The 25,315-nt window shown below is 61.0% G+C and carries 24 protein-coding genes; 11 read left to right on the top strand and 13 right to left on the bottom strand.

The window, feature by feature from the left end; translation table 11 throughout:
• Positions 1-43: 43 nt before the first annotated feature.
• A complete protein-coding gene (locus D8U71_RS26435) occupies positions 44-2,887 on the top strand; it encodes a class I adenylate cyclase (protein WP_130889074.1) in 2,844 nt (947 codons plus the stop codon).
• Positions 2,888-2,896: 9 nt separating this feature from the next.
• Here the strand turns inward: D8U71_RS26435 and rnk are convergent, their stop codons facing one another.
• The 3 genes from rnk to cyaY all read right to left on the bottom strand — a co-directional run bounded on the left by rnk (position 2,897) and on the right by cyaY (position 4,127).
• A complete protein-coding gene (rnk, locus tag D8U71_RS26430; protein ID WP_125925379.1) occupies positions 2,897-3,316 on the bottom strand; it encodes a nucleoside diphosphate kinase regulator in 420 nt (139 codons plus the stop codon).
• Between the two features lie 253 nt (positions 3,317-3,569).
• Positions 3,570-3,791 carry a DUF1289 domain-containing protein gene (locus D8U71_RS26420; RefSeq protein ID WP_110599860.1) on the bottom strand — a complete coding sequence of 74 codons (222 nt, stop codon included), beginning with the start codon at positions 3,789-3,791 and terminating at the stop codon, positions 3,570-3,572.
• A 3-nt stretch (positions 3,792-3,794) separates the two neighbouring features.
• Positions 3,795-4,127, bottom strand: coding sequence for an iron donor protein CyaY (gene cyaY / locus D8U71_RS26415; protein WP_041476930.1), 333 nt, complete (start codon positions 4,125-4,127; stop codon positions 3,795-3,797).
• A 324-nt stretch (positions 4,128-4,451) separates the two neighbouring features.
• On the opposite strand from cyaY, the gene D8U71_RS26410 reads away from it, so the two are divergent.
• Genes D8U71_RS26410 through D8U71_RS26385 form a run of 6 tightly spaced genes read left to right on the top strand, consistent with a single transcriptional unit; the run spans position 4,452 to position 9,058 of the window.
• Positions 4,452-4,622, top strand: a complete 171-nt coding sequence (locus tag D8U71_RS26410; protein WP_016772589.1) for a lipoprotein — start codon at positions 4,452-4,454, stop codon at positions 4,620-4,622.
• Between the two features lie 9 nt (positions 4,623-4,631).
• The gene (gene lysA / locus D8U71_RS26405) at positions 4,632-5,879 is read left to right on the top strand and encodes a diaminopimelate decarboxylase (protein WP_130889073.1); all 1,248 of its coding nucleotides are present in this window, start codon (positions 4,632-4,634) and stop codon (positions 5,877-5,879) included.
• 3 nt (positions 5,880-5,882) lie between these two features.
• Positions 5,883-6,713, top strand: coding sequence for a diaminopimelate epimerase (gene dapF, locus D8U71_RS26400; RefSeq protein ID WP_016772587.1), 831 nt, complete (start codon positions 5,883-5,885; stop codon positions 6,711-6,713).
• 13 nt (positions 6,714-6,726) lie between these two features.
• The gene (locus D8U71_RS26395) at positions 6,727-7,452 is read left to right on the top strand and encodes a DUF484 family protein (RefSeq protein WP_024014772.1); all 726 of its coding nucleotides are present in this window, start codon (positions 6,727-6,729) and stop codon (positions 7,450-7,452) included.
• 2 nt (positions 7,453-7,454) lie between these two features.
• A complete protein-coding gene (gene xerC / locus D8U71_RS26390) occupies positions 7,455-8,354 on the top strand; it encodes a tyrosine recombinase XerC (RefSeq protein ID WP_024014773.1) in 900 nt (299 codons plus the stop codon).
• A complete protein-coding gene (locus tag D8U71_RS26385) occupies positions 8,351-9,058 on the top strand; it encodes an HAD family hydrolase (RefSeq protein ID WP_122698695.1) in 708 nt (235 codons plus the stop codon). The genes xerC and D8U71_RS26385 overlap by 4 nt, the downstream gene beginning before the upstream one ends.
• A gap of 189 nt (positions 9,059-9,247) precedes the next feature.
• Here the strand turns inward: D8U71_RS26385 and sutA are convergent, their stop codons facing one another.
• From sutA to glnK, 4 genes are all read right to left on the bottom strand, one after another.
• A complete protein-coding gene (gene sutA, locus D8U71_RS26375) occupies positions 9,248-9,574 on the bottom strand; it encodes a transcriptional regulator SutA (protein ID WP_016772583.1) in 327 nt (108 codons plus the stop codon).
• 101 nt (positions 9,575-9,675) lie between these two features.
• Positions 9,676-10,101, bottom strand: coding sequence for a secondary thiamine-phosphate synthase enzyme YjbQ (locus tag D8U71_RS26370; RefSeq protein ID WP_024014775.1), 426 nt, complete (start codon positions 10,099-10,101; stop codon positions 9,676-9,678).
• A 215-nt stretch (positions 10,102-10,316) separates the two neighbouring features.
• The gene (locus D8U71_RS26365; RefSeq protein WP_041476939.1) at positions 10,317-11,654 is read right to left on the bottom strand and encodes an ammonium transporter; all 1,338 of its coding nucleotides are present in this window, start codon (positions 11,652-11,654) and stop codon (positions 10,317-10,319) included.
• Between the two features lie 37 nt (positions 11,655-11,691).
• Positions 11,692-12,030: a P-II family nitrogen regulator gene (glnK, locus tag D8U71_RS26360; protein WP_002555808.1), complete on the bottom strand. Its 339-nt coding sequence runs from the start codon at positions 12,028-12,030 to the stop codon at positions 11,692-11,694.
• Between the two features lie 394 nt (positions 12,031-12,424).
• Between glnK and D8U71_RS26355 the strand changes: the two genes are divergently transcribed.
• A complete protein-coding gene (locus tag D8U71_RS26355) occupies positions 12,425-12,685 on the top strand; it encodes an accessory factor UbiK family protein (RefSeq protein WP_016772581.1) in 261 nt (86 codons plus the stop codon).
• Between the two features lie 113 nt (positions 12,686-12,798).
• Here the strand turns inward: D8U71_RS26355 and D8U71_RS26350 are convergent, their stop codons facing one another.
• Together D8U71_RS26350 and D8U71_RS26345 are read right to left on the bottom strand one after the other, a co-directional pair.
• Complete coding sequence (locus tag D8U71_RS26350; protein ID WP_039757791.1) at positions 12,799-13,104, bottom strand: HigA family addiction module antitoxin; 306 nt, start codon at positions 13,102-13,104, stop codon at positions 12,799-12,801.
• A gap of 7 nt (positions 13,105-13,111) precedes the next feature.
• Positions 13,112-13,390, bottom strand: a complete 279-nt coding sequence (locus D8U71_RS26345) for a type II toxin-antitoxin system RelE/ParE family toxin (protein WP_082228595.1) — start codon at positions 13,388-13,390, stop codon at positions 13,112-13,114.
• A gap of 325 nt (positions 13,391-13,715) precedes the next feature.
• Here D8U71_RS26345 and D8U71_RS26340 point away from each other — a divergent pair, with 325 nt between their 5' ends.
• Entirely contained in the window at positions 13,716-15,209 is a 1,494-nt protein-coding gene (locus D8U71_RS26340; RefSeq protein WP_122698697.1) for a YifB family Mg chelatase-like AAA ATPase, read from the top strand.
• Here the strand turns inward: D8U71_RS26340 and D8U71_RS26335 are convergent.
• The 3 genes from D8U71_RS26335 to D8U71_RS26325 form a co-directional block, all read right to left on the bottom strand.
• Positions 15,206-16,420, bottom strand: coding sequence for an aldose 1-epimerase family protein (locus tag D8U71_RS26335; RefSeq protein ID WP_130889072.1), 1,215 nt, complete (start codon positions 16,418-16,420; stop codon positions 15,206-15,208). The genes D8U71_RS26340 and D8U71_RS26335 overlap by 4 nt on opposite strands.
• Before the next feature lie 195 nt (positions 16,421-16,615).
• Positions 16,616-18,592, bottom strand: a complete 1,977-nt coding sequence (locus D8U71_RS26330) for a methyl-accepting chemotaxis protein (protein ID WP_130889071.1) — start codon at positions 18,590-18,592, stop codon at positions 16,616-16,618.
• A 187-nt stretch (positions 18,593-18,779) separates the two neighbouring features.
• Complete coding sequence (locus D8U71_RS26325) at positions 18,780-19,700, bottom strand: LysR substrate-binding domain-containing protein (protein ID WP_016772577.1); 921 nt, start codon at positions 19,698-19,700, stop codon at positions 18,780-18,782.
• Between the two features lie 159 nt (positions 19,701-19,859).
• Here D8U71_RS26325 and D8U71_RS26320 point away from each other — a divergent pair, with 159 nt between their 5' ends.
• Positions 19,860-21,254 carry a NorM family multidrug efflux MATE transporter gene (locus D8U71_RS26320; RefSeq protein ID WP_125925375.1) on the top strand — a complete coding sequence of 465 codons (1,395 nt, stop codon included), beginning with the start codon at positions 19,860-19,862 and terminating at the stop codon, positions 21,252-21,254.
• Positions 21,255-21,332: 78 nt separating this feature from the next.
• On the opposite strand, the gene D8U71_RS26315 is transcribed toward D8U71_RS26320, so the two are convergent.
• Positions 21,333-23,003 carry a bifunctional diguanylate cyclase/phosphodiesterase gene (locus D8U71_RS26315; protein WP_130889070.1) on the bottom strand — a complete coding sequence of 557 codons (1,671 nt, stop codon included), beginning with the start codon at positions 23,001-23,003 and terminating at the stop codon, positions 21,333-21,335.
• A gap of 272 nt (positions 23,004-23,275) precedes the next feature.
• Between D8U71_RS26315 and rep the strand changes: the two genes are divergently transcribed.
• A complete protein-coding gene (gene rep / locus D8U71_RS26310) occupies positions 23,276-25,285 on the top strand; it encodes a DNA helicase Rep (protein WP_016772574.1) in 2,010 nt (669 codons plus the stop codon).
• The last annotated feature ends 30 nt before the right edge of the window (positions 25,286-25,315 follow it).

Genomic DNA, 25,315 nt, shown 5'->3' with positions numbered 1-25,315 from the left:
CGAGACCCTCTACGTCCGAGCCTGCAAGCCGGTTTGAGCTGACATGACCCGCACCCACGAAATCCGCCCCGACCTGGACGAAGGCATCGACCGCAAGGTACTCAGCCAACTGCGCGCACGTTTTCTCAAACTCAATGAAGGCCGCCTCGGCCGCGCTCTCGAAGGCTTGTCGACGCGCCAGCAAAGCGTGTTGACGCTGTTGCCGCTGTTCTTTCACGTCAATCATCCGTTGCTGCCCGGCTATGTCTCGGGCAGTACGCCGGCGGGGCTTTCGAATTATGAGCCGGACGCCAATGCGCTGACTGAGGCGCAGCGCCTGACTCGCTCGTTCTCTTACAGGCCGCGCCATGGCAGTAACCCGCCGCGACCGATCCACGGCCTGTTCCTGATGGGCAGCCTCGGCACGCTGGCCCAGGCCGATCAGAGCGATATGGACGTGTGGGTCTGCCATGGGCCGGACCTGAGCGAAAGCGAGCTCGCCGAGCTGAGCAAGAAGTGCCAATTGCTCGAAGCCTGGGCTGCGAGCCAGGGTGCCGAAGCGCATTTCTTCCTGATCGACCCGGCGCGCTTTGTCAAAGGCGAACGCGATTCCAAGCTCAGTTCGGACAACTGCGGCAGCACCCAGCACTATCTGCTGCTCGACGAGTTTTATCGCACGGCGATCTGGCTGGCCGGGCGCACGCCGATCTGGTGGTTGGTGCCGGTCTATGAAGAAACGGCCTACGACGCCTACACCCACACCCTGCTGTCCAAACGCTTTATTCGCGCCGACGAAACCCTCGATCTCGGGCCGATGGCGACCATTCCGCCCGGAGAATTCATCGGCGCCGGGTTGTGGCAGTTGTTCAAAGGCATCGAGTCGCCCTACAAATCGGTGCTCAAACTGCTGTTGACCGAGGTGTACGCCAGTGAACACCCGCACGTGCAGTGCCTGAGCCTGCGCTTCAAGAAAGCCGTGTTCGCCAATCAGCTCGATCTCGATGAGCTTGACCCGTACATGGTGGTGTACCGGCGTATCGAGGAATACCTGATCGCCCGCAACGAGCCGGAACGTCTTGAGCTGGTGCGCCGCGCGCTGTATCTGAAGGTCAACCGCAAGCTCACCGGCAACAGCCGCAGCCAGGGCTGGCAACGCGCACTGCTCGAACGCCTGGCCGGCGAGTGGCACTGGGATCAACGGCAACTGGCGCTGCTCGACAGTCGCAGTCAGTGGAAAGTCCGCCAGGTCAGCGCCGAGCGCCGCGCGCTGGTCAATGAACTCAACTACAGCTATCGCTTTCTGACCCAGTTCGCCCGCAGCGAACAGACTGTCAGCCTGATCAACAAGCGCGACCTCAATGTCCTCGGCCGGCGCCTCTACGCAGCGTTCGAGCGCAAGGCCGACAAGGTCGAGTTCATCAATCCGGGCATTGCCCCGGATCTGGCCGAAGACACCCTGACCCTGGTGCAGTCGCCGAACAAAAAGGAGCCGGGGCAGACCCAGTGGGGCCTGTACAACGGCAGCCTGACGGCACTGGAGTGGGAACACTTCGCGCCGATCAAGCGCAGTCGCGAGCTGCTTGAACTGCTGACCTGGTGCCACCGCAACGGCGTGATCGACAGCAGCACACGTCTGGCCCTGCATCCGGGCACCAGCGACTTGAGCGAGTTCGAGCTGTTCAACCTGCTCGGCAGCTTGCAGCAGTGCATCGCCCTGCCCTTGCCCTCTGTTGCTGAAGAGCCATTGCTACGTGCCGCTGTGCCCAGCGAAGTGCTGCTGCTGATCAACGTCGGCGTCGACCCGCTCAAGCATCACCGTGATCTGAACATCCTGATGACCACCGAACGCACCGACTCGCTGAGCTATGCCGGTGTGCGCGAGAACCTGGTGCTGACCCTCGATCAGGTCACGCTCAACAGCTGGAACGAAGTGCTGGTCAATCGTTTCGACGGCCCGCATGCGCTGCTCGACTGCCTGCGCGATTACCTCAACAACCTGCCGCGCGGCCCGGTGCAGCCGTCGCTGAAAGTGCGCTGTTTCTGCCACAACCGCGCGCAATTCATTGCCCGCCGCGTCGAAGAAATCGTCGACACCGCGCAGACCCTGTTGCTCAGCGAGTTGAATCACCGCTACCTGATTCAGGTGCAGCAGCACTATCACGTGCTGGAGCTGGTGCCCGGCCAGGTCAACCATGTCGCCCTCGCCACTCTGCCGGCACTGCTCGATTATCTGGGCGAAGAACAACCGCGCTACAGCCCGCTGCACCTCGACCCGATGGCGCTGGAGGACCATGACCTGGCGCTGATCCTGCCGATGGGTCAGCCGGAGTGCATTCAGGTGTTCTACCGCATCAGCGAACAGCAGGCCGAGCTGTACGTGCTGGATGAATTCAATGCGCTGTGGCAGCAGCAACTGCCGTACCACGACGAGCAGAGTCTGCTGGTGCCGCTGCAGCGTTTTCTGCAATCGATCCAGTACCGCCGTGAAGCGCAATTGCCGATGGACGGTGGCCCTGCGGGCAGCCCCGAGACTTTGTATTACCAGCTGTTGCCGTCAGGCCCGGGGCGCTCGCGCAGGGTCGAAACCCGGCCGGCACCGCAGACCCCGGTGAACAAACCGTTCTATGACGTACAGGCGATCATCGGTAAAGCCGCGCCCGGCGAAGTGCAGGTCACCCTGTATTGCAATCAGCGCGAATTCAGCGAGCTGGAGCATGGCGACCAGTTGTTCAGCGTGGTCGCCCGGGAGATCGTCGAGCAGCGCCGCGAGACCGAACGCTATCGCTGCTACATCACCGACCTCGACCTCTCGGGGTTGCTCGGTGACGGGCACAGTTCAAGCAATCTGTATCTGCGCTACAAGGCGGACCTGGAGCGCTCGTTGAATGAAGCGCTCGAACAGGTTTGAAGCGGGAATTTATTCGGGAAAGGCGCCGCCGTTGACCGGTTGCGATTCCACTTCCAGCAAGGTCAGTTTCAGCGACTTGCCGCCCGGCGCCGGCCAATCGATGTGCTGACCGACCTTAAGACCCAGCAGCGCACTGCCGACCGGCGCGAGAATCGAAATCTTGCCGTTGTCGGCGTTGGCGTCCTTGGGATAGACCAGCGTCAGGTGGTAATCCTTGCCACTGCCTTCTTCGCGGCAATGCACGCGGGAATTCATGGTCACGACATCGGCGGGCACTTCATCGTGGCCGACCACGGTATCGGCGCGGTCCAGCTCGGTTTGCAGCGCAATCACGCCCGGCGCTGCCTGGTCTTTATCGATCAGGTTGTCGATCAGGCGCTGCAGACGTTGCACGTCCAGACGGGTAAGGGTGATGGAAGGTGCGGTCATGATCCAGGCAGACTCCTTTCTTCTGCACAAAAAAAGCAAAACCCCGCCAAAAAAGACGGGGTTTTCACCGTGCCTCGGTGGTTTGAGGCGTTCGCGGACACTATCACAGCTCAAAAAATATACAAGTCACCCACCTTTTGCCTGGGTGAAACCCTTGTGGCGAGGGGATTTATCCCCGTTCGGCTGCGCAGCAGCCGTATAGATTCTGGGGCCGCTACGCGACCCAACGGGGATAAATCCCCTCGCCACAATATCAACAGGCTTGGGATTTTCGTGCGGCAGCCTGCTGGCAAATTACCCGGCGCCGTTGATCATCGGCCGAGCGCCATTCGCGAATGTCTTCAACGTGGCGCGCGCAGCCGAGGCAGACTTTCTGTTCGTCCAATCGACATACTCCCGTGCACGGCGAAGGCACCGCCGGGCTGACGTTGCTGTAGAGCGGTTTCGGCGGGCGAACAGGGGCGGCATCCGTCACGAATCACAGACCTTCGAAATCGAATTCGGCGCCAGCCTGCTGCTTGACGAGGCGCTGAAGCATTTCGCCCAATTGCTCTTCGCTCTTGTCGCACATCCAGCGCTCGCTTTCTTCGTCATAGTCGAAGTGGAAACCACCGGACACGGCCGCCAGCCACAGCTGACGCAATGGCTCCTGGCGGCTGAAGATCAGCTGCGAGCCGTTTTCGAACTTGACGGTCAAGACACCTGCCGAGCTTTCCAGATCGATGTCCAGATCGCTTTCGTCAAATATGTCTTCCAGTTTTTCCTGGGTTTCATCGACCAGATCGTGGAAACGGGCTTCGGACAAACTCATTGCGGCAACCTCAAAAATGTCTGATCAGGCTCAAGCGCCGAAAGATACGGACGCTGCCGGCCGATTGCAAAGATTAACGACCAAGCACCAGTTTCCATCCAACATCGCACTCTGTGGAAGCGAGCTTGCTCGCGAAAGCGGTGTGTCAGGCAACAAACATATCGAATGTGACGACCTCTTCGCGAGCAAGCTCGCTCCCACAGGTATTGCAGGTATCCATCCGGTATCCAGCAAGCCCCGCCGGACGGGAACCCCCTCGCATAGGCAAGCTGCCGGGTGGCCGGTATACTCCGGCGCAATTAACGCATTTTCAAGGATTTCGCCATGAAGCGCCTGATCTCTTCCCTTGCTGCGCTCGTCGCGGTTGCCTGCCTGGTTTCGGCCTGTGGTCAAAAAGGCCCGTTGTACCTGCCCGATGACGACCAGGACCCGGCCGAACAAGCCCAGTCTTCGCAGAAGCAGCCATCCAAGGCTCACAAGCACGACGTTTACTAAGGGATCGCCATGGACGCTTTTAACTACCGTGGCGGGGAGCTGTTCGCGGAAGGTGTGCCGCTGTCCGCCATCGCCGACCGCTTCGGCACGCCCACCTATGTCTACTCGCGCGCCCACATCGAAGCGCAGTATCTGGCCTACGCCGATGCGCTGGCCGGCATGCCGCATCTGGTCTGCTTCGCAGTCAAAGCCAACTCCAACCTCGGTGTACTGAATGTCCTGGCCCGTCTCGGCGCCGGTTTCGACATCGTTTCCCGTGGCGAGCTGGAACGTGTACTGGCCGCTGGTGGCAGCGCCGACAAGATCGTTTTCTCCGGCGTCGGCAAGACCCGTGACGACATGCGCCGCGCCCTCGAAGTCGGCGTGCACTGCTTCAACGTCGAATCCACCGACGAGCTCGAGCGCCTGCAAGTGGTCGCCGCCGAGCTGGGTGTTCGCGCCCCGGTTTCGCTGCGCGTGAACCCGGACGTCGATGCCGGCACCCATCCGTACATTTCCACCGGTCTGAAAGAGAACAAGTTCGGCATCGCCATTGCCGATGCCGAAGACGTGTACGTGCGCGCCGCGCATCTGCCGAACCTGGAAGTGGTCGGTGTCGACTGCCACATCGGTTCGCAACTGACCACCCTGCCGCCGTTCATCGATGCACTGGATCGCTTGCTCGATCTGGTCGACCGCTTGGGCGATTGCGGCATTCACCTGCGCCACATCGATCTTGGTGGTGGCCTGGGCGTGCGTTATCGCGATGAGGAGCCGCCGCTGGCTGCCGACTACATCAAAGCCGTGCGCGAGCGTCTCGACGGGCGTGATCTGGCGCTGGTGTTCGAACCGGGTCGCTTCATCGTTGCCAATGGCGGCGTGCTGCTGACCCAGGTCGAGTACCTCAAGCACACCGAGCACAAGGATTTCGCCATCGTCGACGCGGCGATGAACGACCTGATCCGTCCGGCGCTGTATCAGGCGTGGATGGACGTCACCGCGGTGAAACCGCGCGACAGCGCTGCACGCAAGTACGACATCGTCGGCCCGATCTGCGAAACCGGCGACTTCCTCGCCAAGGACCGCGAGCTGGCGCTGGAAGAGGGCGACTTGCTGGCAGTGCATTCGGCCGGTGCCTACGGTTTCGTCATGAGCTCCAACTACAACACCCGTGGCCGTGCCGCTGAGGTGTTGGTTGATGGTGATCAGGTTTTTGAAGTGCGTCGCCGCGAAACCGTGGCCGAGCTGTTTGCCGGCGAAAGCCTGCTGCCGGAGTAACCCATGCTGCTGCGTTTTACCAAAATGCACGGCCTGGGCAACGACTTCATGGTCCTCGACCTGGTCAGCCAGCACGCGCACATTCAGCCCAAACACGCCAAGCAATGGGGCGACCGCCACACCGGGATCGGTTTCGACCAGTTGCTGATCGTCGAAGCGCCGAGCAACCCGGATGTGGATTTCCGCTACCGGATCTTCAACTCCGACGGTTCGGAAGTGGAGCAGTGCGGCAACGGTGCGCGCTGCTTCGCCCGCTTCGTGCTCGACAAGCGTCTGACCGCCAAACGGCAGATCCGCGTCGAGACCAAGGGCGGCATCATCGAACTGGACGTGCGTAACGACGGCCAGATCGGCGTGAACATGGGCGCGCCGCGGCTGGTGCCGGCGGACATTCCATTCCAGGCGCCAGCGCAGGCCAGCAGCTATTCGCTGGACGTCGATGGCACCACGGTCGAACTGGCCGCCGTGTCGATGGGCAATCCCCATGCGGTCATTCGCGTGGACGACATCAACAGCGCACCGGTGCATGAACTGGGGCCGAAGATCGAGCACCATCCGCGCTTTCCGGCGCGGGTCAATGTCGGCTTCCTTCAGGTCATCGACCGCCATCGCGCGCAACTGCGTGTTTGGGAACGCGGCGCCGGGGAAACCCAGGCCTGCGGCACCGGCGCCTGTGCGGCGGCGGTGGCAGCCATCAGTCAGGGGTGGATGGATTCGCCGCTGTTGATCGACCTGCCCGGCGGGCGTCTGTCCATCGAGTGGGCCGGCCCGGGCGAACCGGTGTTGATGACCGGTCCGGCAGTGCGTGTATACGAAGGACAAGTGCGTCTTTGAGCGAGCAGAAATCATGACCGACAAGCCACAGGTACCCGCCCGACCAGTCGACGAATCAGCGTCAGAGAGCCTTGAGGCGGCCGCGGTTGCCGCCTACCTGGAGGCTCATCCGGACTTCTTCGTCGAGCACGAAGAGCTGCTGCCGTCGCTGCGCATTCCGCACCGACGTGGCGACACCGTGTCGCTGGTCGAGCGGCAGATGACCATCCTGCGCGACCGCAATATCGAGATGCGCCATCGCCTTTCGCATCTGATGGACGTGGCCCGCGACAACGATCGCCTGTTTGAAAAAACCCGCCGCCTGATCCTAGCGCTGATGGATGCATCGACCCTGGAAGACGTGGTCATCAGCGTTGAAGACAGCCTGCGTCAGGATTTCCAGGTGCCCTTCGTCAGCCTGATCCTGCTCGGCGACAACCCGGCCCCGGTCGGCCGCTGGGTAACCCACGCCGATGCGCAAACCGCGATTGGCGGCCTGCTCACCGAAGGCAAAAGCGTCAGCGGCAGCCTGCGTGAACATGAGCTGGACTTCCTCTTCGGCGAAGAACAGCGCCAGCAGATCGGCTCGACCGCCGTGGTTGCCGTCAGCCATCAGGGCATTCACGGCATCCTGGCCATCGCCAGCCGTGACCCGCAGCATTACAAGAGTTCGGTCGGCACCCTGTTCCTGAGCTACATCGCCGAGGTCATGGGCCGCGTGCTGCCACGGGTCAACAGCTCGCTGCGCTCGGTACGCTGACCATGGAACGACAACTGGACGCTTACTGCGAACATCTGCGCAGTGAGCGACAGGTGTCGCCGCACACCCTGTCGGCTTATCGCCGCGACCTCGATAAAGTCCTCGGCTGGTGCATCAAGCAGAACATCGGCAGTTGGGCCGCGCTGGACATCCAGCGTCTGCGCAGCCTGATCGCCCGGTTGCATGCGCAAGGCCAGTCCTCGCGCAGCCTCGCCCGCCTGCTCTCAGCGGTGCGCGGGCTCTATCACTACTTGAACCGCGAAGGTCTGTGCGACCACGACCCGGCCACCGGCCTGGCCCCGCCGAAAGGCGAACGGCGCCTGCCGAAAACCCTTGATACCGACCGCGCATTGCAGCTGCTTGAAGGTGCGGTCGAGGACGATTTTCTCGCCCGGCGCGATCAGGCGATTCTCGAGCTGTTCTATTCCTCTGGCCTGCGCCTGTCCGAGCTGACCGGGCTCAATCTCGATCAACTCGACCTCGCCGACGGCATGGTTCAGGTGCTCGGCAAGGGCAGCAAGACCCGGCTGTTGCCGGTTGGCACCAAGGCCCGCGAAGCCTTGGAACACTGGTTGCCGCTTAGAGCCATGACCAACCCGGCGGACGATGCGGTTTTTGTCAGCCAGCAAGGTCGGCGTCTCGGCCCCCGGGCGATTCAGGTGCGGGTCAAACTGGCTGGCGAGCGCGAGCTGGGGCAGAACCTGCATCCGCACATGCTGCGGCACTCGTTCGCCAGCCATTTGCTCGAGTCTTCACAGGATCTGCGCGCGGTGCAGGAATTGCTCGGTCACTCTGATATCAAAACCACGCAGATCTATACCCACCTCGACTTCCAGCATCTGGCGGCGGTCTACGACAGCGCCCATCCCCGGGCCAAACGCATGAAAGGCGATGATTCATGAGCATTCAGTTGATCACCTTCGACCTCGACGACACTCTGTGGGACACCGCGCCGGTGATCGCCAGCGCCGAAACCGTGTTGCGCGAATGGCTGAGCGAGCATGCGTCGAACCTGGGCGCGGTGCCGGTGGAGCATTTGTGGTCGATTCGCGAGCGAGTGCTGGCGGGCGAACCGGGCCTCAAACACCGCATCAGCGCGCTGCGCCGACGTGTGCTGTTCCATGCGCTGGAAGAAGCCGGGTATGCCCACGGCGAAGCGTCGGAGCTGGCTGACAAGGCTTTTGAAGTGTTCCTGCATGCGCGGCATCAGATCGAAGTGTTCCCGGAAGTCGAGCCGCTGCTGGAGCTGCTCGCCAATCACTATGCCCTCGGCGTGGTCACCAATGGCAATGCCGACGTGCGTCGGCTGGGGCTGGCGGATTACTTCAAGTTCGCCTTGTGCGCCGAAGACATCGGCATCGCCAAACCGGATGCGCGGCTGTTTCATGAAGCGTTGCAGCGCGGCGGTGTAAGCCCCGCAGCGGCGGTGCATGTCGGCGATCATCCTGGCGATGACATTGCCGGCGCTCAGCAGGCAGGCTTGCGCGCGGTGTGGTTCAACCCGACGGGCAAGGTCTGGGAAGCGGAGCGCTTGCCGGATGCGGAAATTCGCAGCCTCACTGAACTGCCAGCCGTCCTCTCCCGCTGGAATGCTTCCTCGAACTGATCTACAGCCCTGTGGGAGCGAGCCTGCTCGCGAATGCGGTGTGTCATCCAACATGTATGTCGGCTGACATGCCCTCTTCGCGAGCAGGCTCGCTCCCACAGGGGACTGCATTTGTTTTCAACGGATTTATTTCAGGCATGAAAAAGCCCGCAGCGACGGCGGGCTTTTTCAGCAAGCGAGCGACGCGCCTCAGATAGGGCGGCTGCCGTACTTGTTATCCGGCTTCTTGGGCGGATCGGCGACCACGTTGGCCTCCACTTCCTGCACCTTGCCGCCGCGCGCAAGGAATTCTTCCATGGCCTTGGCCAGGGCGTCACGCTCCTTGTTCTTGGCTTCGATGCTCGGCAACTCGTCGACCGATACCGCAGCCTTGGCTTTGCCTTTGGCAGCCGGGGCCGGCGTGTCGTCACCGCCATCATCTTCGGCAACGTCTTCCGCTGCCGCTTCCAGGCCTTCCTCGGCCTCGTCTTCGTCGCCTACTTCGAGGTCGTCGTTTTCCAGATCATCGTCGCTCATGTTCTACCTCATGACTTGCCAAAAGCAGATTAGTTATAGACCAGCTTTGGCGACTGTCGAAGCCGCCGTTGAAAAATCTTCTGCCGCTGCCCGGCAGCGGCTCATGCCTGTTCACCGTGCAAGGTGGCGAGGACTTTACGGGCACCGCCATGATCACGGTGCTCGCCCAGATAAATCCCTTGCCAGGTACCCAGGGCCAGCCGTCCAGCCGCAACCGGCAGACTGATCTGGCAACCCAGCACGCTGGCCTTGAAGTGCGCCGGGAGATCATCCGGGCCTTCGTCGTTGTGCTCGTAGCCGTCTGTTCCTTGTGGGATCAGACGATTGAAAAATCGTTCGAAGTCGCGACGAACTGCCGGATCGGCGTTCTCGTTGATGGTCAACGACGCCGACGTGTGCTGCAGCCACAAATGCAACAGACCGACCCGACAGGTCTTGAGTTCAGGCAAGCCTGCGAGCAACTCGTCCGTCACCAGATGAAAGCCCCGGGGCCTTGCCCGCAGGGTTATCAGAGTCTGTTGCCACATACAGTTCTCCGCTCGTTCGGGGCGCATTCTAGCGTGCTCTGAAAAAAAACAAAGGCCCTAATATTCCTGCAGTGATGTAAGCGATTGCCCGCAGAAAAAGCCTCGTCGTAAAGACGACCAAAGCCGTAAGAAAAATCCTTTCAGCCGCTCCCTGAATGACAAATCCCGGACAAAAAAATGCCCGGCGAACCGGGCAATTTTTTTATCGCGCGTACTTACAGGTTGTAGCCGCGTTCGTTGTGTTGTGCCAGATCGAGGCCGACCGACTCTTCTTCCTCGGTTACGCGCAGACCCATGACGGCGTCCAGCACCTTGAGGATGATGAAGGTGACGATCGCGGTGTAGATCACCGTGAAGCCGACGCCTTTGATCTGAATCCAGACCTGCGCGCCAATGTCAGTCACGGTGCCGAAGCCGCCCAGTGCCGGTGCGGCAAACACACCGGTGAGGATCGCGCCGAGGATACCGCCGATACCGTGCACGCCGAAGGCATCCAGGGAGTCGTCATAGCCGAGTTTGCGTTTCAGGGTGGTGGCGCAGAAGAAGCACACCACGCCTGCGGCCAGACCGATCACCAGTGCACCCATCGGGCCCACGGTGCCAGCGGCCGGAGTGATCGCGACCAGACCGGCGACCACACCCGAAGCAATACCCAGTGCGCTTGGCTTGCCGTGGGTGACCCACTCGGCAAACATCCAGCCCAGTGCCGCAGCGGCAGTGGCGATCTGGGTAACCAGCATGGCCATACCGGCAGTGCCGTTGGCAGCAGCAGCGGAACCGGCGTTGAAGCCGAACCAGCCGACCCACAGCATCGCCGCGCCCATCAGGGTGTAGCCGAGGTTATGCGGAGCCATTGGTGTGGTCGGGAAGCCTTTGCGCTTGCCCAGTACCAGGCACGCGACCAGACCGGCGATACCGGCGTTGATGTGCACCACGGTGCCGCCAGCGAAGTCGAGCACGCCCCAGTCCCACATCAGGCCGCCGTTACCGGACCAGACCATGTGCGCGATCGGTGCATAAACCAGAGTGAACCAGATACCCATGAAGATCAGCATCGCGGAGAATTTCATGCGCTCGGCGAACGCACCGACGATCAGCGCCGGGGTGATGATCGCGAAGGTCATCTGGAAGGTGATGAACACCGCCTCAGGGAACAGCGCCGCCGGGCCGGTGATGCTCGAAGGCGTGACACCGGCGAGGAACGCCTTGCCCATGCCGCCGAAGAACGAATTGAAGTTGACGACGCCCTGCTCCATGCCGGTGGTGTCGAAGGCAATGCTGTAGCCATAAATGACCCACAGGATGCTGATCAGACCGGTAATGGCGAAGCACTGCATCAGCACGGAAAGAATGTTTTTCGAGCGAACCATACCGCCGTAGAACAGCGCCAGACCGGGGATGGTCATGAACAGCACGAGCGCTGTCGAGGTGAGCATCCAGGCGGTGTCGCCGGAATTGAGGACTGGCGCTGCCACTTCGTCTGCCGCCATGGCGATGCCGGGCATTACGATGGACAACAGGGCGCCTAGCCCTGCGAATTTACGCAGAGTCATATTGTTTTCTCCTGGGGCGTTGGGTTTGTGGCGGCGCTTAGATCGCGTCGGTATCGGTTTCGCCGGTACGGATGCGGATCGCCTGTTCCAGATTGACCACGAAGATCTTGCCGTCACCGATCTTGCCGGTGTTGGCCGCTTTGGTTATCGCCTCGATAACCCGATCCAGATCCTTGTCGTCGATGGCCACGTCGATTTTCACCTTGGGCAGAAAATCGACCACATATTCCGCGCCGCGATACAGCTCGGTGTGACCCTTCTGCCGGCCGAAGCCTTTGACTTCAGTGACGGTAATGCCCTGCACGCCGATTTCGGACAGCGACTCGCGCACGTCGTCCAACTTGAACGGCTTGATGATGGCAGTGACTAGCTTCATGAAACTCTCTCCCGAATTGGTGGACTTGCCCCAGGAAAACAAACCCGTCTCAAGTCTAAGCGCAGTGCCTGGCTTTGTAACGCATCGTTGACGCCAGCTAACCGCATCAGACGAAACTCCCCGCTTCGTCTGCCGCACTGCATTCGTCACAGCGACTGCATCAGTGCATGGGTCGAGGGTGACTAAGCAGAAACCTTGCCAGCTCGGCAAAAACCCTGCATTTCAATCGCTTGGCCCCCGTTGCACGCGCTCGGGCAGAAAAGCTTTTGCCGATACGCACAACAACGGTGCGCCACCGTCCGTCCCCCTGCGCGAAAAGCGTGCATCCGTGCAACGGGATTGACTATAGACACTGCGTGATACACTGCCGGCCATTGTTTCCAGGACATTCCCCATGCTCGCGCCCAAAGACTTCCTCGACGCCCTGAGCGGCACCGCCTCCCGCCTGTTCAGCGGCGATACCCCGCTGCCGAAAGCCGAAATCGAAAGCCAGTTCAAAATGCTGCTGCAAAGTGCCTTCAGCAAACTCGATCTGGTCAGCCGGGAAGAGTTTGATAGTCAGATGGTGGTGTTGGCTCGCACGCGGGCACGGCTTGAGAGTCTTGAAGCGAAGGTGGCGGAGATGGAGGCGAAACTGAATCCGCCGGCTGAATAGCACCACTACTGACAGTGAAGGTTGGGCACGCTCTTCAGCTTTGAAGGCGTCGAAAAAAAACCTTCAAGCGTTTTCCTTCAAGCAGCCTTCAGCTCCACTGCCTAGATTCACTATCAAGCGCAATGTGCCAGCCGCTCGACCTGATCACGGATTGCAGCTCCTCTTTCAATTTCGGCTTTTCGCAGATCGTAGGTCGATTGGAGGTTCAGCCAAAACTCAGGAGTGGTGTCCAGACAGATTGAAAGTCTTAAAGCCATGTCAGCGCTGATGCCCCGGCGCTGTAGAACGATATCGTTCACCGTCGGAGTAGACACGCTCAATGCTCTCGCCAACGCAGCGGCTGTAAGGCTCAAAGGCTCCAGATACTCCTCTTTGAGGATCTCGCCGGGATGGACCGGACGCATACCATTCTTGGTCATATTCACCTCAGTGATAATCGACGATTTCAACATCCTCGGGCCCATTCAGGCCCCAGACGAAGCAAATTCGCCATTGGGCGTTGATACGAATACTGCATTGCCCCTTCCGATCGCCTCCCAGAGACTCGAGCCGATTTCCGGGAGGAGATCGGAGATCAGCCAACGCAGCTGCCGCATCAAGCATCGTCAGCTTACGTTCCGCGACACTCAATATGGCTGACCAGAAACGGGTTTTACCACTTCGGAACAGGTATTCGGTTTCAGGACATCTGAAGCTAACGATCATAGTTTAAAGCTTAACGTTATGCATTAACGCTGAGTTTATTCGTGAAAATCATTAGCGCAAACGGATGATCTTGCGATTTGGGTGTTCTCTCAGGACTTTCAGAAACGGACTACGCATGCTTGCTGGTTCTTACTGAACCCGTTGCTATCTCCTACACAAACTCTCCCCTATTCCCGTTTGCCATGCCCTGGCGAGTTCCTGGCATTTCTTGCGGCAACATCCTGCGAAATTTTTGCGCTCCACTCACCCCACTAAAATGGCATCGCCCTACTACCCTTCAAAAACCCGCAGGAAGCGGCTCCCCGATTCAGCTCAAGGAACGACCATGTCCCTCTCCATTGTCCACAGTCGCGCCCAGATTGGCGTGGAAGCCCCCGCTGTCACCGTCGAAGTCCATCTGGCCAACGGTCTGCCGTCGCTGACCATGGTCGGCCTGCCCGAGGCGGCGGTGAAGGAGAGCAAGGATCGGGTGCGCAGTGCGATCATCAATTCCGGGCTGCAATTTCCGGCGCGGCGGATCACCTTGAATCTGGCGCCGGCGGATCTGCCCAAGGATGGCGGGCGCTTCGATCTGGCAATTGCCTTGGGGATTTTGTCGGCCAGCGTGCAGGTGCCGTGTCTGACGCTGGACGAGGTGGAATGTCTGGGTGAATTGGCATTGTCCGGTGCCGTGCGACCAGTGCGTGGCGTGCTGCCGGCGGCACTGGCGGCGCGCAAGGCCGGGCGGGCGTTGGTGGTGCCTCGAGCTAATGCGGAAGAGGCGTGCCTGGCTTCGGGGCTGAAAGTGTTCGCAGTCGATCACTTGCTGGAAGCGGTGGCGCATTTCAATGGGCACACGCCGGTCGAGCCGTACACATCAGATGGCTTGATGCATGCCGCCAAACCCTATCCCGACCTCAACGAGGTGCAGGGGCAGACAGCCGCCAAACGCGCACTGCTGATTGCCGCAGCGGGGGCGCACAACTTGTTGTTCAGCGGGCCTCCGGGAACCGGCAAGACGCTGCTGGCCAGTCGTCTGCCAGGATTATTGCCGCCGCTATCCGAATGCGAGGCGCTGGAAGTGGCAGCGATTCAATCGGTGGCCAGCGGGGTTCCCTTGACTCACTGGCCGCAGCGGCCGTTCAGGCAACCGCACCATTCGGCTTCAGGGCCGGCATTGGTCGGTGGCAGCTCGAAACCGCAACCCGGCGAAATCACCCTCGCCCACCATGGCGTACTGTTTCTCGATGAGTTGCCGGAGTTTGATCGCAAGGTTCTGGAAGTGCTGCGCGAGCCGTTGGAGTCCGGGCATATCGTCATCGCTCGGGCCAAGGATCGCGTGCGTTTCCCCGCACGGTTTCAACTGGTGGCAGCGATGAATCCGTGTCCCTGTGGATATCTTGGCGAACCCAGCGGCAAATGCTCGTGCACACCGGACATGGTCCAGCGCTATCGCAACAAGCTGTCAGGGCCGCTGCTGGATCGGATTGATCTGCACCTGACCGTCGCGCGGGAGGCAACCGCATTGAATCCGGCAGCCAAGCCAGGCGAAAACAGCGCCAGCGCTGCGGCGTTGGTGGCCGAAGCGCGGGAGCGTCAGCAGAAACGTCAGGGCTGTGCCAATGCGTTTCTCGATCTGCCGGGGCTCAAGCGTCACTGCAAGTTATCCACAGCTGACGAGATATGGCTGGAGGCGGCCTGCGAGCGACTGATCCTGTCGCTGCGCTCGGCGCATCGCCTGCTCAAGGTCGCGCGCACGCTGGCGGATCTTGAACAGGCCGATGCGATTACCCGCGAGCATCTGGCCGAGGCACTGCAATACCGACCGGCGACACCTTAATGCTCAGTCAGATCAACCAGCGGTGCCTGACGCACTTCAGTGTCGCGACCGGCCTGAATCTCGGTCACGCGCTTGAGGGCCTTGTCCACCGCCCCTTTGTCGGCCAGCAGGCTGTAGCTGATCTGGAACTGTTTATGTTCTTTTGGGGCAATGGTCGGCACCAGATTCAACGGCCGCTGATAGCGACGGTTGTAGGAGAAACTGGTTCCCGGCTCCAGCCCGGTGACGTAGCCCTGCCCTTGGGTGTCGGTGTTTTTCCACAGCGAAAACACTGGCAACTGCTGAATATTGAAGCCAACGGATACGCCGAGGCTACCGGCCTTGTTGTGCAGCACGGTGAGGGTGTCACCCTTGGCGTCCGCATACGGCACGACGTTGTAGACAGTTTCGTCGTAGTCCTTGGTTGGCCCGCGATAGGTCTGCCAGTCGGGCAGATCGCCCTTGGCCTTGTCGTTGAACGGCGACACCTGCTTCACCGGCGCAGCGAATTTTGCCCCTTGCTCAAGAAACGGCGTGCTGAAGTTGCTGTGATACAGCGCCTGATATTCCTTCGCATAGTCGCCGTTGTTGGTCAGGGTGTCGTTGAGGGCGAAGCTGGCGCTGCCCGGTTCGGTGACAAGTTCGGTCGCTACCGAGAAATCGACTTTCTTGAATGCCTGCTCTTTCAGCTCGCCACGCAGCGTGATGGCATACGGCGGCTTCTCGTCGATGTGCAAAGTGACGGTGCTGGCCGGGATGTTGGCGGCGCGACCGTGCAAGGTCAGCAATTCGCCGTTGTCCATGCCGGGATGGCCAACCCACTCGTAACCGCAACGGGTGACCAGTTCATTGAAACCTTCGAGCCAGCCCAGGCCACCGCGACCGTTGAGTTCGATGAACGCCGGGTTGACCACGTCCTTGACCGGCGAATCCCAGCCCATCCGCACGTCGCCCACCGAAGCCTGCAACACGTTCATGCCACGGGTCGGCACTACCGAGAGTTTCATCGTGCCGTTATCGATATCGACAATGCTGACGCCCTCCTGACGACCGCCATGCAGGGTACGCAGGGTCACGGAGAACGGTTTGGCGGTTTTTACGCCAAGTTGCTCGCTGGTGATCGTCCAGTTTTTTGCCGGAGTGTTGGCGTCGAGCAGGACATAGTCCCAGGCCATGGCGTGGGAAGCGGCAGAGAACGCGCCGAGGGCGACGAGGAGTTTGAGCGGGGTCATGGCAGCAGCCTTTATTGGAGTTGTGCCATTTTTATAGCGCTGCGGAAACGTTTCAGCAAGTCCAAAGAAGCTGTCGGTGATAGGCGTTCGCGAGCAGGCTCGCTCCCACAGGGATTTCGGGCCTTCACAATATTTGTGAATTACGCCGACTACTGTGGGAGTGAGCCTGCTCGCGATAGCTGTTTCAAAGATGCATCAACGGAAGCGGTCAACCTCGGAACGCAGATCCGCCGCCAGCTTCTCCAGCTCTTTAGCGGTGACAGCCAGGTTCGACACCACCTCACGCTGCTCGCTGTTGGCCAAGGCGATGCTTTGCAAATTGCTGCTCAGCAACGTCGCAGTGCTGCTTTGTTCCTGAGTGGCGGTGGTGATCGCGGCGAACTGCTGGCCTGCCGAACGGCTCTGCTCATCGATCCGCGCCAGTGCCGAGGCGACATTGGCGTTGCGCGACAGGCCTTCCTGCATCAGCACATTGCCCTGCTCCATGGTGCTGATCGCGTTGCCGGTTTCCTGCTGAATGCTGTGGATCATGCTGGAGATTTCGTCGGTCGCCTGGCGGGTACGCGAGGCGAGGCTGCGCACTTCGTCCGCGACCACGGCAAAACCGCGACCCTGCTCACCGGCACGCGCGGCTTCGATGGCAGCGTTAAGTGCCAACAGGTTGGTCTGCTCGGCGATCGAAGTGATCACGCCGACAATGCCGCCGATTTCCTGCGAGCGCTGCCCCAGCGTGTTGATCACGCTGGCGGTGCTGTTCAGCGCGCCAGCGATCTGCTCCAGCGACGACGACGCTTCTTCCATCGAGTTGCGGCCAATCTGGGTCTGCTGCGCGTTTTCCTGCGCCAGGCGCTGGGTCGCGCCCATGTTGTCGGCAATGTTCAGCGAGGTGGCGCTGAACTCTTCCACGGCGCCGGCCATGCTGGTGATTTCGCCCGACTGCTGCTCCATGCCTTCATACGCACCGCCGGACAAACCGGACAGCGCCTGCGCACGGCTGTTGACCTCTTCCGAAGCGCGGCGGATGTGCTCGACCATGGTCGACAGCGCCTGGCTCATCTGGTTGAACGCGCGGGACAGCTGACCGATTTCATCGTGGCTCGATACGTTCAGCCGCACACTCAGATCACCCGCGCCCAAGGCTTCGGCCTGACGCACCAGATCGCCCAGCGGTGCGAGTTTGCTGCGCAGCAGCCAGACCACGGAACCGACCGCGAGCAACATCGCCAGCAGGCTGCCGATCGCCAGTTGCGTACCGACACTCCAGGTCACCGCGCGGATCTCGGCTTTCGGCATGCTCGCCACCACCGACCACGGGCCACCTTCGAACGGCACGGCGATGCTGTAGAAGTCCTCACCCTTGTCGCTCCAGAACTCACCCTTGCCCGGGGTTTTCACCAGGTTGTTGATGGTCGGGGCGGCTTGATCCAGGTTTTCGACGCCGGCAATCGGCACCAGCCATTTGTTCTGCTCGTCGAGCAGCGCCAGCGAGCCGGTCTTGCCAATGCGGAAGCGCTTGAGATTGGCGAACTGCGCGTTCTGCGCATCGGTGTAGTCGAAGCCGACGTACAGCACGGCGATTATCTTGCCGCCCGCATCGCGCACCGGGGTGTACTGCGACATGTAGTAGCGCTCGAACAGCAACGAGCGGCCGACATAACTCTGCCCCGCCATCAACTTCGCGTACGCCGGGTTGGCATGATCGAGCACGGTGCCAATCGCACGGGTGCCGTCCTGCTTGCTGACGTTGGTGCTGACGCGAATGAAGTCTTCGCCGCTGCGCACGAATACCGTGGCCACACCAGCGGTCATCTGCTTGAACTCGTCAACTTCCTTGAAGTTGTTGTTCAGCACCTCGTTGCCCAGATGCAGGCCCGGAGTCTGCACGCCGGCCACGGTCACTGGCTGATCGGGGTGCACACTCAAACCACTGCCGAAGCGCTTTTCGAACAGCCCGCTCAGGCGCAGGGTGCTTTCACGCAGCGTACCGTGGAAGGTACTCAGCTGATCGGCCAGCAGCCGGGCCTCACTGGCCAGATGCTCTTCACGGGTGGCGAGGTTGGCGGAATCCAGCGAACGCAAGGCGAACACCGTACTGCCGCTGATGACTATCGCCAGTATCACAGCAAGGGCAAGGCCCAGCTGCGAGGCGATCCGAGCACGAGGTTGAGACATGAACAGCTCCTGGCCGAGCCACCGAATCCTCCTTGATCGCGGTAATTGCCCGGAAAATATTCTAATAATGGGGGTAGCGCAGAACCGGCACGACGGTTCCACATGCTCGTAGTCGGCGGAAAATCCGAATACTTGAGCGGATTGCGTGGGTATGGCGCAGTAGTGGCATTGTGCCGGCTCGAACGTTTCAGCTCAAGCGCTCTACCGCCGGCAATTGCATGGCGCGGACTTCGCCTTGGAGAAAATCGCTGAGACGGCGCAAACGTTCACCTCCCGGACGCGGTTTCGGCCACACCAGGTAATAATTCAGGCCACTGGCGACGGCGGTCGGCCACGGCAGGCTCAAGCGTCCTTGCGCGACATCTTCGGCGACCATCAACAGATCACCCATCGAAACGCCGTAGCCGCGCGCCGCGGCGATCATGCCCAGCTCCAGCGTATCGAACACTTGTCCGCCCTTGAGCGAGACCTGATCGGACAGCCCCATGCGCTCCAGCCAACTGCGCCAATCGCGGCGATCCGGGGTCGGGTGCAGCAGTTCAGCAGCCGCCAGACGCGCTACGTCCCAAGGTTGGTCATTGAGCAGGTTCGGCGCGCCGACCGGAATCAATTCCTCGGGAAACAGCAGGCTCGCTTCCCAGTCCGGTGGGAAATGCCCGTCACTGAGCAACACCGCGCAATCGAACGGTTCATTGTTGAAGTCCACCGAATCGATATCCATCCATGCGCTGGTCAGTTGCACCTCATTGCCCGGCTGCAAATGGCGGAAGCGACTCAACCGCGCCAGCAGCCAACGCATGGTCAGGGTCGATGGCGCTTTCATGCGCAGGATGTCGTCCTCGGCGCGCAAGGTATTGCAGGCGCGCTCAAGGGCGGCGAAGCCTTCGCGGATACCGGGTAACAGCAGCCGCGCCGATTCGGTCAGTTGCAGATTGCGCCCGCTGCGGTGAAACAGCCGGCAGGCGAAGTGTTCTTCAAGAGTGCGCATGTGCCGACTGACCGCGCTCTGGGTGATCGACAGTTCTTCCGCCGCGCGGGTGAACGAGCTGTGTCGCGCTGCCGCTTCGAATGCGCGCAGGGCATACAACGGCGGAAGGCGTCGGGACATACACAAAGCTCCAATAGCGGGGATACAGCCAATTCGGCAGGACGATTCAGGATGAGTATTAATCATGCCACCCATCCTTTTTATCCCTTTGTGCAAAGCCTGCCAAGCGCCGAGAATCGACGCTCTTCTGCTTCCTCTGATATTTGGGTGGTGATGACCATGCAGCATCCTGTGCGTACCGAACTCTGGGCCATTCTGCGGCTGGCGGGGCCGCTGATTGCTTCGCAGTTGGCGCACATGCTGATGGTACTGACCGACACCCTGATGATGGCGCGCCTCAGTCCCGAGGCGCTGGCCGGTGGCGGCCTCGGTGCCGCGAGCTACTCGTTCGTGTCGATTTTCTGCATCGGCGTGATTGCAGCGGTCGGCACACTGGTGGCAATCCGTCAGGGTGCCGGCGACATCATCGGTGCCGCGCGCCTGACCCAGGCCGGACTGTGGCTGGCCTGGCTGATGGCCCTCGGCGCCGGGCTGTTGTTGTGGAACCTCAAACCGGTGTTGCTGCTGTTCGGCCAAACCGAAACCAACGTCAACGCCGCCGGGCAATTTCTCATCGCCCTGCCCTTCGCCCTGCCCGGCTACCTGAGCTTCATGGCCCTGCGCGGTTTTACCAGTGCAATCGGCCGGGCGACGCCAGTGATGGTCATCAGCCTCGCCGGTACGGTGGCCAACTTCCTGCTCAACTACGCGCTGATCACCGGCATGTTCGGCCTGCCACAACTGGGCCTGACCGGTATCGGTCTGGTCACGGCGATTGTCGCCAACTGCATGGCACTGGCGCTGGCCTGGCATATCCGCCGGCATCCGGCGTATGACGCTTATCCGTTGCGCGCCGGTCTGTCGCGGCCGAACCGGCAATACCTGAAAGAACTGTGGCGTCTGGGCCTGCCGATTGGCGGCACCTATGCGGTGGAAGTCGGGCTGTTTGCCTTTGCCGCGTTGTGCATGGGCACCATGGGCAGTACGCAGATGGGCGCGCATCAAATCGCCCTGCAGATCGTGTCGGTGGCCTTCATGGTCCCGGCCGGGATGTCTTACGCCATCACCATGCGCGTCGGCCAACACTATGGCGCCGGGCAATTGGTCGATGCGCGCATGTCCGGGCGTGTCGGCATCGCCTTCGGCGCCGTGGTGATGCTCGGTTTTGCCCTGGTGTTCTGGCTGTGGCCGAACCAGTTGGTCGGCCTGTTCCTCGACCACAACGATCCGGCGTTTGCCGAAGTGATCCGTCTGGCGGTGAGCCTGCTGGCCGTAGCGGCGTGGTTCGAGCTGTTCGACGGCACGCAGACGATTGCCATGGGCTGTATTCGTGGGCTCAAGGATGCCAAGACTACGTTTCTCGTGGGGCTCGCTTGCTATTGGCTGATCGGCGCACCAGCGGCGTGGTGGATGGCGTTCCATCTCAATTGGGGGCCGACGGGCGTCTGGTGGGGTCTGGCGTTGGGCCTGGCGTGCGCGGCGGTGAGCCTGACGCTGGCGTTCGAATGGAAGATGCAGCGGATGATTCGGCGCGAGCCAGTTGCAGAGAGGTTCGAGGCCATCGGCGCGGATTAAGATCAAAAGATCGCAGCCTTCGGCGGCTCCTACAAAGGAACACATTCCAAGGTAGGAGCTGCCGAAGGCTGCGATCTTTTAAATGGCTTCCACCGAAGCCTGCTGACTGGCTCCAAAGGTCAGATATTCCACCAACTCATCCAGCGGCAGCGGTCGGCTGATCAGGTAACCCTGCACCTGATCGCAGCCGAACCCGCGCAGCAACTCCAGTTGCTCCGGCGTCTCGACCCCTTCGGCAACTACTTCCAGGTGCAGGTTGTGCGCAAGGTTGATCATCGCGTGCACCAGTTTGCGGTTCTCTTCGCGCTGTTCCATGCCGCCGACAAAACTCTTGTCGATCTTCAACAAGGTGATCGGCAGGCTGTTGAGGTGCACGAACGACGAAAACCCGGTGCCGAAATCGTCCAGCGAGAAGCGCACACCGAGGCGCCCGAGGGCGTCCATAGTCTGTTTGACCAGATCGCTGCGCCGCATCACGGCGGTTTCGGTCAGTTCGAATTCCAGCCACTGCGCCTCGACGCCGCGCTCGGCGATCAGGCGGCTAAGTGTCGGCAGCAACTGGCTGTCCTGAAACTGGCGGAACGACAGATTGATCGCCATGTGCAGCGCCGGCAGCCCCTGCTCGCGCAAGGCCTGCATATCACGCAAGGCGCGGGAAATCACCCAGTAGCCCAGCGGCACGATCAGACCGCTCTGCTCGGCCAGCGGCACAAATTCACTCGGTGGCAGCAGACCGCGCTCACCGTGGCGCCAGCGCACCAGCGCTTCGAGGCCGACAATCTGGCCGTCCTCAAGATTCAGGCGTGGCTGGTAATGCAGTTCCAGCTCATCGCGGCGCAACGCCCGGCGCAGTTCACTTTCGAGGTCGGCCATGCTGCGCGCGTTGCGGTTGATGCGTTCGTTGAAGATATGAAAGGTGCAGCCCTGCGTGCTCTTGGCCTGCTGCATGGCGATATGGGCGTGCCACATCAGTGGATCGGCACCGCCGTTGGCACGGGCATGGGCGATGCCAAGGCTGGAGCCGATCAGCAGGCTCTCGCCGTCGACCCAATAAGGTTCGGCCAACGCCTCAGTGATGCGTTCGGCCATCCACTCGGCGCGTTGCGGCGCGCGGCGGGTATCGATCAGCAGAGCGAATTCATCGCTGCCCAGCCGTGCCAGTTGATCGCCGGCCTCCAGCTGACTTTTCAGCCGCGCGACAACTTGCAGGATCAAGCGATCGCCGGCCTGATGACCAAGGGCATCGTTGGCATGGCGGAAGTTGTCGAGATCGAGATGGCCGAGGGCGAGACCGCGACCGTCGCCTTCGGCAAGGCGCGCGGTGAGCAGAGTCTGGAAGCCCTGACGGTTGGCGATACCGGTCAGCGGGTCCTGTTCGGCGAGGCGCTGAAGAGTCTTTTCCAGCACGCCGCGCTCGCGCACATGGCGCAGGCAACGCTGGAGCATGCCGGCGTCGAGGGCGTCGAACACCAGCCAGTCGCTGACACCGACCGGCGCGGTGGCCGGCTCGTGCTCCAGCAGCAGAACGGTCGGCAGGCTGCAGCGCCCGGGCGGCGGTTGCAAAGCTGGCAGGGTCAGCAGTACCGCGTGGCGGTTGTCCTCGAACAGGCGGCTGACCGAATCCCAGTTCGGCGCGCTGATCAGCACCGCCGCGCTCCCCATCGGAGCCAGACACTCACGCAACAACGCTGTCCACGCTGGCTCTTCGGCCAGTAGCAGCAAACGCAAGGGTTCGACAGGCGTAGACAAGCTGACTCCCTAGACTCTGCAATGATGTAGGCGGGGCATTATGCCGTTGTGCTGAACAATGACCAATGCGTTGTCTGATGACAACGGCATCGAAACGTTATTTTGTGTCACGAATGAGAACATTAGCCGCAAAATCCCCGCGTATCCTGCGTGAAAGTAACAAAAGCGGCAAATCTGAATCGCGTGCTGCGTCACAAGTCGGACAGAGCAGCAGAAATCGCTGAGCCTGTTAAAATGCCGGCCCATTTCGTCAACGACTCCCGAATTTTCGTATGTCCCGACTCAATCCCCGGCAGCAAGAAGCCGTGAACTACGTCGGCGGCCCTCTATTGGTGCTCGCCGGTGCTGGCTCCGGCAAGACCAGCGTGATCACGCGCAAGATCGCGCACCTGATCCAGAACTGCGGCATCCGCGCCCAGTACATCGTCGCCATGACCTTTACCAACAAGGCCGCGCGCGAGATGAAAGAGCGGGTCGGCACCCTGTTGCGTGCCGGCGAAGGGCGTGGCCTGACCGTCTGCACCTTCCACAACCTGGGCCTGAACATCATCCGCAAGGAGCATGCGCGGCTGGGCTACAAACCCGGTTTCTCGATCTTCGACGAGACCGACGTCAAAGCCCTGATGACCGACATCATGCAGAAGGAATACGCAGGCGACGACGGCGTCGACGAGATCAAGAACATGATCGGCGCCTGGAAAAACGACCTGATCCTGCCCGCCCAGGCCCTGGAAAACGCGCGCAACCCGAAGGAGCAGACCGCCGCCATCGTCTACACCCACTATCAGCGCACGCTCAAGGCGTTCAACGCGGTGGACTTCGATGACCTGATCCTGCTGCCGGTAAAGCTCTTCGAAGAACACGCCGACATTCTCGAAAAATGGCAGAACAAGGTCCGTTACCTGCTCGTCGACGAATACCAGGACACCAACGCCAGCCAGTATCTGTTGGTGAAGATGCTCATCGGCAAGCGCAACCAGTTCACCGTGGTCGGCGACGACGACCAGTCGATCTACGCCTGGCGTGGCGCGCGCCCGGAAAACCTGATGCTGCTCAAGGACGACTATCCGTCCTTGAAAGTGGTCATGCTCGAGCAGAACTACCGCTCCACCAGCCGCATCCTGCGCTGCGCCAACGTGCTGATCTCGAATAACCCGCACGAATTCGAAAAACAGTTGTGGAGCGAGATGGGCCACGGCGACGAGATCCGCGTGATTCGCTGCCGCAACGAGGACGCCGAAGCCGAGCGCGTGGCCATGGAAATCCTCAGCCTGCACTTGCGCACCGACCGCCCGTACAGCGATTTTGCGATTCTCTATCGCGGTAACTACCAGGCCAAGCTGATCGAATTGAAGCTGCAACACCATCAGGTGCCGTATCGCCTGAGCGGCGGCAACAGCTTCTTCGGTCGCCAGGAAGTGAAGGACCTGATGGCCTACTTCCGCCTGATCGTCAACCCGGATGACGACAACGCCTTCCTGCGCGTGATCAACGTGCCGCGTCGCGAGATCGGCTCGACCACCCTGGAAAAGCTCGGCAACTACGCCACCGAGCGCAAGATCTCGATGTACGCCGCCACCGACGAAATTGGCCTCGGCGAACATCTCGACAGCCGCTTCACTGATCGCCTGGCGCGCTTCAAGCGCTTCATGGACAAGGTCCGCGAGCAGTGCGCCGGCGAAGATCCGATCTCGGCGCTGCGCAGCATGGTCATGGACATCGACTACGAGAACTGGCTGCGTACCAACAGCTCCAGCGACAAGGCGGCGGACTACCGCATGGGCAACGTCTGGTTCCTGATCGAGGCGTTGAAAAACACCCTCGAGAAAGACGAAGACGGCGAAATGACCGTCGAAGACGCCATCGGCAAACTGGTGCTGCGTGACATGCTCGAGCGCCAGCAGGAAGAAGAGGACGGTGCCGAAGGTGTGCAGATGATGACGCTGCACGCCTCCAAAGGGCTGGAATTTCCCTACGTGTTCATCATGGGCATGGAAGAGGAAATCCTCCCGCACCGTTCCAGCATCGAAGCCGACACCATCGAAGAAGAACGCCGCCTGGCCTATGTGGGCATCACCCGCGCCCGTCAGACCCTGGCCTTCACCTTCGCAGCCAAGCGCAAGCAGTACGGTGAAATCATCGACTGCGCGCCGAGTCGCTTTCTGGATGAGCTGCCGCCGGACGATCTGGCCTGGGAAGGCAACGACGACACCCCGACTGAAGTCAAAGCCGTGCGTGGCAATAGCGCATTGGCCGACATACGCGCGATGTTAAAGCGCTAGAATCGACTACTTTTTAATCTACCTTCGGCG

Source organism: Pseudomonas sp. Sample_21, assembly GCF_004307525.1.
Lineage (GTDB): Bacteria > Pseudomonadota > Gammaproteobacteria > Pseudomonadales > Pseudomonadaceae > Aquipseudomonas > Aquipseudomonas atacamensis.
This window is presented reverse-complemented; position numbering and strand designations above follow the sequence as displayed.